General features: G+C 58.0%; 11 protein-coding genes. 10 read left to right on the top strand and 1 reads right to left on the bottom strand.

Annotation, left to right across the window (positions count from 1 at the left end; genetic code table 11):
• The 5 genes from hutU to B0G57_RS30345 form a co-directional block, all read left to right on the top strand.
• Positions 1-856, top strand: an 856-nt coding sequence (gene hutU / locus B0G57_RS30365; RefSeq protein ID WP_104489618.1) for a urocanate hydratase, incomplete at its 5' end; no start/stop codon positions are given.
• Positions 857-858: 2 nt separating this feature from the next.
• Entirely contained in the window at positions 859-1,467 is a 609-nt protein-coding gene (locus B0G57_RS30360; protein ID WP_020566079.1) for a HutD/Ves family protein, read from the top strand.
• Between the two features lie 178 nt (positions 1,468-1,645).
• Complete coding sequence (locus B0G57_RS30355) at positions 1,646-3,040, top strand: formimidoylglutamate deiminase (protein ID WP_026229491.1); 1,395 nt, start codon at positions 1,646-1,648, stop codon at positions 3,038-3,040.
• 24 nt (positions 3,041-3,064) lie between these two features.
• The gene (gene hutG / locus B0G57_RS30350; RefSeq protein WP_018439682.1) at positions 3,065-3,886 is read left to right on the top strand and encodes an N-formylglutamate deformylase; all 822 of its coding nucleotides are present in this window, start codon (positions 3,065-3,067) and stop codon (positions 3,884-3,886) included.
• Positions 3,887-3,946: 60 nt separating this feature from the next.
• Positions 3,947-4,144 (top strand): hypothetical protein, encoded by a 198-nt coding sequence (locus B0G57_RS30345; RefSeq protein ID WP_020566078.1) that lies wholly within the window; start codon positions 3,947-3,949, stop codon positions 4,142-4,144.
• A 227-nt stretch (positions 4,145-4,371) separates the two neighbouring features.
• On the opposite strand, the gene B0G57_RS30340 is transcribed toward B0G57_RS30345, so the two are convergent.
• The gene (locus B0G57_RS30340; protein ID WP_018439680.1) at positions 4,372-5,718 is read right to left on the bottom strand and encodes an aminotransferase class I/II-fold pyridoxal phosphate-dependent enzyme; all 1,347 of its coding nucleotides are present in this window, start codon (positions 5,716-5,718) and stop codon (positions 4,372-4,374) included.
• A gap of 555 nt (positions 5,719-6,273) precedes the next feature.
• On the opposite strand from B0G57_RS30340, the gene B0G57_RS30335 reads away from it, so the two are divergent.
• The 5 genes from B0G57_RS30335 (at position 6,274) to B0G57_RS30315 (ending at position 11,125) form a co-directional block, all read left to right on the top strand.
• Positions 6,274-7,119, top strand: coding sequence for an ABC transporter substrate-binding protein (locus B0G57_RS30335; RefSeq protein ID WP_223258778.1), 846 nt, complete (start codon positions 6,274-6,276; stop codon positions 7,117-7,119).
• A 141-nt stretch (positions 7,120-7,260) separates the two neighbouring features.
• Positions 7,261-7,983 carry an amino acid ABC transporter permease gene (locus tag B0G57_RS30330; RefSeq protein WP_018439678.1) on the top strand — a complete coding sequence of 241 codons (723 nt, stop codon included), beginning with the start codon at positions 7,261-7,263 and terminating at the stop codon, positions 7,981-7,983.
• An 88-nt stretch (positions 7,984-8,071) separates the two neighbouring features.
• The gene (locus tag B0G57_RS30325; protein ID WP_018439677.1) at positions 8,072-8,839 is read left to right on the top strand and encodes an amino acid ABC transporter permease; all 768 of its coding nucleotides are present in this window, start codon (positions 8,072-8,074) and stop codon (positions 8,837-8,839) included.
• A gap of 1 nt (position 8,840) precedes the next feature.
• Positions 8,841-9,617 carry an amino acid ABC transporter ATP-binding protein gene (locus B0G57_RS30320; protein WP_018439676.1) on the top strand — a complete coding sequence of 259 codons (777 nt, stop codon included), beginning with the start codon at positions 8,841-8,843 and terminating at the stop codon, positions 9,615-9,617.
• 164 nt (positions 9,618-9,781) lie between these two features.
• Positions 9,782-11,125 (top strand): MmgE/PrpD family protein, encoded by a 1,344-nt coding sequence (locus tag B0G57_RS30315; protein WP_018439675.1) that lies wholly within the window; start codon positions 9,782-9,784, stop codon positions 11,123-11,125.
• Positions 11,126-11,370: the final 245 nt, after the last annotated feature.

Raw genomic sequence — 11,370 nt, 5'->3', positions numbered from 1 at the left:
CTACCTGCCGCAAGGCTGGACCGTCGGGCAATGGCGCGAGGCGCAGAAGGTCGCTCCGAAGAGCATTGTGAAGGCCGCGAAGCAGTCGATGGCCGTTCAGGTGCGTGCGATGCTGACTCTGCAGGAACGCGGCGCGGCGACGCTCGACTACGGGAACAACATTCGCCAGATGGCGCTGGAAATGGGCGTCGAGAACGCATTCGACTTCCCGGGCTTTGTGCCGGCCTACATCCGCCCGCTCTTCTGCGAAGGCAAGGGGCCGTTCCGCTGGGTTGCGCTATCGGGCGATCCCGAGGACATCTACAAGACGGATGCGAAGGTCAAGGAACTGATCCCGGACGATCCGCACCTGCACAACTGGCTCGACATGGCGCGCGAGCGCATCGGATTCCAGGGCTTGCCGGCGCGTATCTGCTGGGTCGGCGTGATGGATCGGTATCGGCTGGGCCAGGCGTTCAATGAGATGGTCAAGAACGGCGAACTGAAAGCGCCGATCGTGATCGGACGCGATCACCTCGATACCGGCTCCGTCGCGAGCCCGAATCGCGAAACGGAAGCGATGAAGGACGGCTCGGATGCGGTCAGCGACTGGCCGCTGCTCAACGCGCTGCTGAACACGGCAGGCGGCGCGTCGTGGGTGTCGCTGCATCATGGCGGCGGCGTCGGGATGGGCTTCTCGCAGCACTCGGGCGTCGTGATCGTCGCCGATGGCTCGGACGCGGCGCATGAACGCCTTGGCCGCGTGCTGTTCAACGATCCCGCGACGGGCGTGATGCGTCACGCGGACGCTGGCTACGAACTCGCGCAGCAGACGGCGCGCGAAGCCGGTCTCATGCTGCCGATGCTGGGCCGCTGAGCGTGACCAACACCACGCTCATTCGCGGCGCGGGTCTCGTGGCGTCGCCATGGAAGAACGGCGGCGGCCTCACGCGCGAAGTCGCTGCGTTTCCCGAAGGCGCGGCGCTCGATGCGTTCGTGTGGCGCGTGAGCGTCGCCGATGTCGCGCAGGCCGGTCCGTTCTCGCGTTTCGCGGGCATCGACCGGACACTTGCGCTACTGTCGGGCGCCGGCATGCTGCTCGATGAAGCGGGCGGCGTCACGCATGCATTGCGCGCGCCTTTGGATATTGCACGCTTCCCAGGCGAGACGGCGGTCGACGCGCGTCTCGTCGACGGCGCCACGCGCGATTTCAACCTGATGGTGCGGCGCGGCGCGGCAACGGGCGACGTCGACGTGTGGCGCGATGTTCACCGCGCGCAACTCGATGCCGATGTCGCGCTGCTGTTCTGCGCGCATGGCGAGCTGCATGTCACGACGGGCGACAGCGCATCGGAAAGCACGACGACGCTCGAGACGAACGACACCTTGCGCATCGACGACGCACGCGCGCTTGCGTGCGAGATCAAAGGAACGGGCGCGTTGGTCGCCGTCGCTATCCGCTACACCGAACCATCTCAAGCCCGCTAGCTCACCACACAGACAGCCGTGCCATGAAGCAAACCGTCTGGAGCCATCTGAGGCTCTGCCCGCAGGGCGATCCCAATCGCTTATGGATCGGCCGCCCGTTGTGCGAGCGTGTAGTGTGCGGCGGTGAAACAGTGCATTTGCGTCGAGCTCGATGAGCGCGAATCGAATGGAATTGAACATGGCTCAACCTACTCACGCGCTGTTCGCTGAAGATGCATTTCTGCCCGCAGGCTGGCGGCGCAACGTGCTGCTGCAATGGGACGCGCAGGGCGCGCTGACCGCCGTCGCAGCCGATACGCAAGCTCCCGCAGGCGTTGAAAGAGCGCGCGGCCCCGTTTTGCCCGGCATGCCGAATTTGCACTCGCACGCGTTCCAGCGCGCGATGGCAGGTCTCACCGAATATCGTGCGAATGCCGTCGACAGTTTCTGGACTTGGCGCGACCTGATGTACCGCTTCGCGGCGCGCATCACCCCTGAAACGCTCGCCTCGATCGCACAATGGCTGTACGTCGAAATGCTGAAAGCGGGCTACACGTCCGTCTGCGAGTTTCATTACGTGCATCACATGCAGGATGGTCAGCGCTATGCGAACGAGGCCGAACTCGCGCAGCGCGTGGTCGATGCCGCGGGCGCGAGCGGCATCGGGATCACGATGCTGCCCGTGCTGTATCAGTACGCGGGCTTCGGCGCGCAACCGCCGCGCGAGGACCAACGCCGCTTCATCAATACGCCCGACAGCCTGCTCGGCCTGCTTGACACGCTGCGCCGCGCGCGCCCCGAACACGGCGCATTACGCTATGGTGTCGCGCCGCATTCATTGCGCGCGGTATCGAACGAATCGTTGCGCGCGTTGCTGAACGGACTCGACGCGATGTCGCCAGGTGCGCCCGTGCACATCCATATCGCCGAGCAGATGGCGGAAGTGGGCGCCTGCGTCGAAACGGAAGGCGCGCGTCCAGTGCAATGGCTGTTCGATCGCTTCGACGTCGATCAACGCTGGTGCCTCGTGCATGCCACGCATATCGACGCCAGTGAAACCACGGCTCTCGCGAAAAGCGGCGCCGTCGCGGGCTTGTGCCTGACGACGGAAGCGAATCTCGGCGACGGCATTTTCCCCGCGCACGATTATCTGGCGCAAAACGGGTGCATCGGCGTGGGCAGCGACAGCCATATCGGCGTCGACTGGTGCGCGGAACTGCGGCTGTTTGAATACGGGCAGCGGCTCCTGCGGCGAGAGCGCAATGTGCTTGCCTCCACCGACATGCCGCGCGTAGCGGACCGTCTGTTCGCTGCCGCGCTCGATGGTGGTGCGCAGGCGACGGGGCGGGCGGTCGGTGCGCTCGCAGTCGGGCAGCGCGCTGACTGGATTGTCCTGGACGCGAATCATCCGAGCATCGCGTGCGATGTGCCGGACGCATGGCTTTCGTCAGTGATCTTCGCGGAGCATGGCGAAAACGTTGTTCGAGATGTCTATGTGAGTGGCAATGCAGTTGTGCAGGACCGCGTCCATCGTGACCAAGAAGATGCATATAGGGGCTACAAGGCCGCGCTCGGCGAGTTGCTGGGCCGCTAATCCAGGACACCGCAGGAATCGGAAATGATCGAACGCAAGGACGAGCCAGTTTTCTTTCTCCATCGAGGCAAGATTCCATTACTCTTGTCGATTCCTCACCTCGGGACTCAAATCCCGGAAGACATCGCTGCAACGATGACGGATGTGGCTTCGCGAACCGACGATTGCGACTGGCATCTGGATCGCTTGTATTCGTTTGCGGAACGGCTTGGCGCCTCGATCATTAAACCTTTGTGTGCACGTTACGTGATCGATCTCAATCGCCCACCTGATGACGCAAACCTCTATCCAGGGCAAGACACCACGGGACTGGTGCCACTCGACACATTTGAGAAAGAGCCGCTTTATCGCCGCGGGCACGTGCCCACAGATCAGGAAATATCGCGTCGACGCGCTGTCTACTGGCAGCCCTATCACGATGCGCTCGCTCGCGAACTGGATGCGCTGAAGGAAAAGCACGGTGTCGTGTTGCTGTGGGATGCGCACTCGATTCGCTCGCAGGTACCGCGTTTATTTGACGGGGTATTGCCTGATTTCAATTTTGGCACGGCAGGCGGAGGGAGTGCGTTACCGGGTCTTGCCGAAGCGATGGCCGACGCTGTACAGCACCGCAGTGCGTACTCGGCGGTCGCAAACGGTCGTTTTCGAGGGGGGTACATCACCCGTCACTACGGCCGGCCGGAAGACGGCATCCATGCGCTGCAACTTGAGCTTTCGCAGCGCACGTATATGCACGAGCAGATGCCCTATGCGTACGACGAAATTCGAGCAGCGAGAATTGAGCCGCTACTCGAATTTCTGGTGAGCCGTGCCGTCGAAACCCTGCATACCGGAAGAAATGGTTGATGGCCCTGATGCCACTGTCCGCATGCTTTGTCGTCCAGCAACTCTAACGAAGGTAGAGAAATGCTTCCCACTGAAGTTAACATAGCGGCGTTCGGGGTATCCGACACTGCAACCGCTTTCAACTCGCATCCAGTGAGCAACAGTGCAGCGCAGAAGTCGCAGTATGCGATCTTGCTGCGGGCGCCGATGTCATCATTGGCCAGCAGCGCCAGCGACGGTGCCGATGCCTATTCGGCGGCAATCCTGGGCTACAACTGACGTTCTGAAATCCAAACAAAGCACGCCGTAAAGGCCGCCATCCAGACCGATACGCCTTCCACAGGCAAATGCTTTCTTTAAGACCTGGCCTGCTAACCTGAAGGTTCGAATCCCATCGCAGATGCCGAAATCCATCGGGGTCGGCGAAAGGCAATCATGGTCGGTAGACAGCGCGCCTCTTTGGCCACGCCGCGATCCACTTAGGTCAGCATCGCGGTAATCGTAGTTCAGTGTGCGTCGCTGCTCATCGGTCGCTCGAAGGTCCCGGCTGCCTCGGCCAGTGCGTCGGCAATCAGTGCGACCTGTTCAACGCTAATGCTAGTTGCGACGCGGATATGAGGTCGGTGCGCAACCTGAAATCGGGAACCTGGCTGTACGGCAATCCCGCGCGCAGCGAGTGTGACCAGCGCGTATTGTTGATCCCGGACAGGCAGCCAGATGCACAATGTGTCCTGTCCAGAGACCGACAATCCGCGTTCTGCAAGCGCGGCAGCCAGTCGCGCTCGTCTGGTTGCATAGGTGTCGCGAGCAAGGGCGACCTGATGCAACGACCCCTGATCGGTGAGGAGAGTAGCGGCTGCGCTTTGTAATAGCCGACTGGTCCAACCTTCGCGAAAATTCCTGAGTGCCTGGATCTGATCGGCAAATCTCGGGGAGCTAGAAAGCACGGCCAGCCGGAAGTCCGTTCCCAGGGATTTTGAGAACGTACGGATATGCACAGTGCGCTCAGGGTACGCGGACCCAAGGGTAAGGGGAGGGGTGCTGGCGAGACCCGCCAGACCATCGAGCTCCACGATCATTGTCGCGTTACCCACTAAAAGTCTTCGCATCTCTTCGAGCCGTGACGGGCTCACGCGCATACCAGTGATCGAATGGGAGCCCGGCTGATAGACGAAAGCAACCGGGTGCTGCCCAAGGGCGGCCCTAAGCGATTCCGGGAGTGGTCCTTGTGAGTCGCATTCGACGCCGATTGGCCGCGCGCCGAGCTTTTCCAGAATGTCGAACACGCGCAATGTAGTTGGATCTTCGACTGCCACCGCGCAGCCGGGAACAACGATTATCTGCAACACGGTGTGGAGACCGTCGTATCCACCGTTAACAGCAGTAAACATGCATTCGGCATATGGCCAGCCCGGCGCCACGGCATTCTTCAACTCGCTGCAGATGGACTCCCGAGAATAGCTATGAAGATTGCGCAACTGATGTGCCTGAGTCAGGGCGTATTTGGTGTCGGGCAGCAGTTCCGGATCGGGCGAAGCGAAGCGGAGGTCCGCCACTATGTTTTCGCCGTAGTTTGCGAAGTCCTCATAGCGTGCTGGCCGCAGTGTTGTCTGATCACCGCGTACCCATGTGCCAGTACGGCCTCCGCCGTCGACCATCCGGAAGGAGCGTAGATGTTTCCATGCACCGGATATGGTGGCAGGGCTTACCCCGAACGCTTCGGCGAGGTCGCGAACCGGAGGCAGCTTAGTTCCGATGGGGATCCTTCCGTTGCGGATGAGTTCGGCCACCTCCAGAGCGATTCCGCGCATGGTCCGCGAACTGACCTGCGCGACGAGCGTCTTGAGATCCATCTCCAATCCTAATGTTCAATAACGAAAAAGACATTGTACATTTTTTTTGATAAACATATGCTTTGATCACGGTGCTCAAGAAACGGCATCTGATCGCAAAGAAAGCGATCGCGAGCTTTGGGCGCTGGCTAGAGGCCGCGTCGTGAAGCGGGCACGAGAACTTACTACGGAGACACTTCATGAAAGGCAGTCGTCTGATTTATCCAGCCATGCCGTACTCTGGTGCATGCTTGTCTGAGACCTGACATGCAGTCCGGGACGCCTGGCAACCTTGCCTATGCGCAACCATGATCGAGTTCGGGCTGACGGCGTTACCGATAGGCTTAGGTTGCGCAAGCTCGTAACCGTGTATGGTCGTCCCTGATCCTTTCTATCATTTGATAAATCCAGTCCGCAGAAACGCCATCGACAATTCGATCCAGGCAACAGGCTGCACTAGTGCTGCAGTGTGGCAGGTTTCGATCAGTGGCCTTGAAGCGATCACACCAAGGGAACACCATGATTCTTCGGTCTTACAGAGCGATCTTCAGTGGGTGCCTCATCGTTGCAGCTAGCATGACGACCCTGACAGCCCGTGCTGAGGACATAGCTGCGGGTACCACCTACGACATCAAACTACCGACCAAGGTAGCCAAAAGCGTTGAGCCGCCCGAGAAACTCGCGAAAGCGGGCAAGATCGTGTTGTGCACGGAACTCGGTAATCCGCCGGGTGGCTTCCTTGCCGAAGATGGCGCGACGCCTAAGGGTTTCAATGTGGACATCATGTCTGCCATCGGGCCCGCGATGGGGATCAAGAGCGAAGTGGTCAACTATCCTTTTGCTGACATCTTCGCGGCGCTCGACTCCGGGAAATGTGACGCGGTCATGTCGAATAGCTCAAAAAGCCCTACCCGTGTCGCACGCTACAATTTTGTTGACTACATGACGATGCGCCTGGGCCTGATGGTTCCCAAGGGCAATCCACTGGCTCTGAAAAACTTTGCGGATCTTTCCGGTCATCGCGCAGCGGTTCTGGTATCCAGCACCACCGAGCGCCTCCTGAAGGAAGCCAGCAGCAAGGCCGTTTCTGAAGGAAAGAAACCGATCGAGATTCAGTCCTACCCGCAAAACACCACCGTGTTTCGACAGCTGGAACTGAAGCGCGTCGACGCGTTCGTTGGCGATGCCATGACAATTGGCTACTTCATCCATCTGATCCAGAACCGCTTCGAGGTAGGCGGACTTCCCGTGGACCCGCTTACTATCGGGATCGTCATGCGGAAGAACGATCCTCAGCTCGAGGAGGCCGTGCGGAACGCCTATTTCGCCCTCTATGACAGCGGCTATGTGGAAAAGTCGGCCAAGCGATGGGGTATGGATGGGCTGGTTACATTGTGCCGTGACGACAAACCGTGTTCGTGACTTTGCGAAGGCATCCGGCCATGTCGCTCGTCTGGTGATCGCTCAATGTCTGTGTCGTCAGGAGCAGTGAATCCGGGAATCCCGACAGCTTTATGAAGATGGCTGACTAGGATTTCATCGAAGAGCGGAGAGATTTTCGAAATGCATTTCGACGTAGGCTATTTTCTAAGTTTAGTCTTCCACCCTCCGCTCGCGCTGCTGCGGGGACTGCTAACGACGGTATTGACAACGTTTGTGTCGATGGCATTCGGTGTACTACTCGGGCTATTGCTCTCCGTGTGCGGGCTAGCGCCATGGCGTCTACTTCGGTGGTTCAACACCGCATATATCTTTGTATTTCGGGGTACGCCGCTTTTGGTACAGGTCATCATGATCTATTTTGGTCTACCGTATCTAACCAATCTGGATCTATTTCCGCAAAGCATCCAGTTGTTCGGTGTGATCTCCCTCGCGGGCGCAATTGTGGCTGGCGTGACAGCCTTCGCTTTGCACGAAGCGGCCTACTTCAGTGAGATATCGCGTGCCGCGATTGCGGCGGTGGATCGTGGGCAATGGGAGGCAGGCAAAGCGCTGGGCATGTCACCGGGACTCGTTATGCAACGCGTTATACTGCCGCAAGCTGTGCGGACCATGTTGCCTCCGCTGGGCAATCAGATCAACGGAATGTTCAAGGCGACTTCTCTGCTGTACCTGATTGCTGTACCTGAGATGCTGTTTATTGCGGACGCTGTGCAATCAGTCAACTATAAGACAATCGAGGTCTACCTCGGTGTCTCCGTCTACTACCTCGCGCTTACGACCGCATGGGGTTTCGCACAGGAGGTGTTGGAAAAACGATATTCAAGAGGGTTCGGTTCGATATGAGATCGGGTTCGACGAGACTATCAGATATCACGCTCACTACGGCGGTACTCCGTGGTGATAGCGAACCTCCACGCTTGGGAGAGCACTCATGAATTTCGATCTTCACTACTTCCTTGAACTCGTCTTTGTGCCACCACCACAATTGCTCTATGCGGTGTGGGTGACAGTATCGGTCACCTTGACGTCAATGGCCGTCGGTACTGGCGTAGGTCTGATGCTCGCATTGTTTGGAACCAGCCGTCTCGGAGCGTTTAGAGGATTCAATCGCTTTTACGTCTGGTTTTTCCGCGGTACTCCCGTTCTGGTTCAGATGTTTTTGGTCTACTTTGGGCTGCCATCTCTTTTCGGTGTTGATCTATTTCCGTCGACGGTACATACGCCCATCTTTTCGATGAGCGGCAGTATCGTAGCCGGCATTCTAGCGTTCAGCATGCACGAAGCGGCACACATGAGCGAGATAACGCGGGCTGGTATTCGGTCGATTGACAAGGGCCAGAACGAGGCTGCGCAAGCCCTTGGTATGTCGCCTGCACTTGCTATGCGTAGGATTATCCTGCCCCAGGCTTTTAGGACCATCCTGCCATCGCTGGGAAACCAGTGCAACCTGATGTTCAAAACTACAGCTTTCTTGAGTGTTATTGCTGTTCCCGAGTTGGTGCACGTGGCTGACAGCCTGCGTTCCGGAAACTTCAAGACTTTCGAAGCCTATGGCGCAATCTCCATCTACTATCTTCTGCTCAGCGGAACGTGGATGTTGCTGCAGCGTTGGGTCGAAAGCCGACTCTCCTGGAGCCCGCGTGCAGTGACGCAGAAGCTGGACGACAAAACTACCACTCTCTTACAGATGGAGAACTGATATGGCCGAGAGTCGCGCTGTGCCTGCCGTCGAGCTCCGCAATGTGAGCAAGTCATTTGGCAACCTGAAGGTGTTTGATCATGTCTCGCTCACTGTGGAACGCAACGAGGCAGTGGTGATCATTGGCCCTTCAGGTTCGGGGAAGACAACGCTGATTCGTTGCATCAATCATCTTGAAGAAATCCAGGACGGTGAGATCTTGGTGAACGGAACGCGTGTCAGCCATAAAGTTGTCGGGGGAAAAAGGGCTCCTCTCAGCGAAAACGAGAAGACGGCAAACCGCCGCAGCGTGGGAATGGTCTTCCAACGGTTCAACCTTTTTCCGCATCTCACGGCGCTCCAGAACATTGTGGAAGCTCCGATGCATGTGCTCAAGCAGACAAGACAGGAAGCGACTGAACATGCACTGGCGCTACTCCAGCGAGTCGGTCTGGCCGACAAGAAAGACCAGTATCCGGCTCAATTGTCCGGCGGCCAGCAGCAGCGTGTCGCGATTGCGCGCGTCCTTGCGATGAAGCCCGAAATCGTCCTGTTCGACGAACCAACCAGTGCACTCGATCCGGAAATGGTCGGCGAGGTGCTGGCAGTGATGAAGGAACTGGCAGGAAACGGGATAACCATGATCGTTGTCACTCATGAGATGGGGTTCGCCCGTGAAGTGGCCGACCGCGTCATTGTCATGGACAAAGGCGTCATCATTGAAGAAGGTTCACCCGATCAGATTTTCTCCCAATCTAAGAACGCGCGCACTGTTTCATTTTTGAAACGCGTTGCCTGATGGCCTGCCGAGTTCGTCTCACCTCTGATCTTGGACGACCCGTTATCGTCTGGTGGAAAGCCAATCGTTCCCTCTAAATGGACATGAGGGGGAGGAGCGGTTGTTTCGGCAATCCTAAACCGACGAATCCGAAATTAGTAAATCGACGCAAGAAAGGAGACGTCATGGCAATTTCAGCGACCACTAGCCTTGCTGAGTTTATATCTAATGTGCGTGAATTGCCTGCGGTCGTCTGTGAACGGGCCAAGCTTCATATCGCAGATACGTTGGCGTGCATCTACGCTGGTTCGGCCTCCCGTGCTGCTGCGCTTGCAAAACAGATTTCCGCTCGCGAGGACGAGTGCGCCCGAATTATCGTGCCCGGTCTGGGACGATGGAATGATCCCGCGCTTGCTGCCTTGCTTACAGGAGTTTGTGCACACGCGGACGATTTCGACGATACCAGCGAGCACTCAATGAACGGTCACCCGAGCGCGCCGATCGTTAGTGCACTGATCCCGACAGCATGCATGCTCGGTGCGAGCGGCACAGACGTAGTTCGCGCATACGCCGTTGGGGTAGAGGTGGCGTGCAAGCTCGGGGTTGCCGTTGGCCCGGCACATACGAGTCGCGGTTGGCACACGATGTCAACTCTGGGCACCTTGGGCGCCGCTGCGGCTGCAGCCAATCTGCGCGGCCTCGATGCTGTTCAGACGCAGCATGCAGTGGGGATCGCGTGTTCATTTGCCGGTGGGTTGCTCGGAAACACGGGGACTATGACTAAAGCCCTTCATTGTGGGCGCGCAGCACATGGCGGGTATCTGGCAGCCGCCCTTGCCGAGCAAGGCTTTACGGCTGGCGCTGATATTCTGGAAGCAGAGGCCGGATTTATCGATGCATTGACGGACCGGTCGGTGGACCGCATTGATCTTCCGGGTCTCGGCGGGGACTGGGAACTGCTGCGTCCTGGTCTCGCCGTGAAGCTGTATCCATGCTGCAGTTGCACGCATCTCGCTATCGATGGGGCAATTGAAATTAAAGGTCGACATACATTCGATCCGTCGAGTATTGAGCGAATCACTTGTTCGGTTCGCGAGGAGTGTACACATTATCTGCGATTTCCGAACCCTAGGAATGGCATAGAAGCCAAGTTCAGTATGACCTACACGGTGGCAGTGGCATTAACGCGCGGAAAAGTGACGCTCGAAGATTTCGAGACGACCGCGCTTGATCGCGAGGACGTAGCCGTGCTAGTGCCGAAAGTTCGCATGGTTGCTTGCTTTGATGAAAACGAGGTGGGCAGCATCGAGGTTGTCCTGAAGGATGGGCAGCGTTTTGCCACACGCAGAGCTGCTCCGCATGGATCCCCGGATGACCCGCCGGAGTGGGATGACATAATAGGAAAGCTCCGACAATCTGTTGCGCGTGGAACGAGCTGTGTGCCACAGCAGCTTGAAGAATTTTTTGTCGCAATTCGAGGGATGGACAAACTATCAAAATTTGTCGATCTACTGGAAACGTACCTCTGAAATCGATGTCGTTATCGCGAGAGAGCGGTAAACCAGAACACTGTCCGAACAACTGCAACATGACTTTCGGACGAATCTCATTTGTCAACTTCGTTACCGTGTGCGTGAGCCACGTCGTGGGCAGGGGGAAGTTGCCTGCCCAACAAAGTGTGTCTGGCGACAATTACTTTTGCCGGTGGCGACAACTAGATTTGCCGGTGTTCGGCGGCTGACCTGCTGAGGTCGCGGCCGTCGCTATCATGCGG

The organism is Trinickia symbiotica (genome assembly GCF_002934455.1).
Classification (GTDB): domain Bacteria; phylum Pseudomonadota; class Gammaproteobacteria; order Burkholderiales; family Burkholderiaceae; genus Trinickia; species Trinickia symbiotica.
The sequence above is the reverse complement of the archived record's forward strand: the minus strand, read 5'-3'. Positions and strand labels throughout refer to the sequence as shown.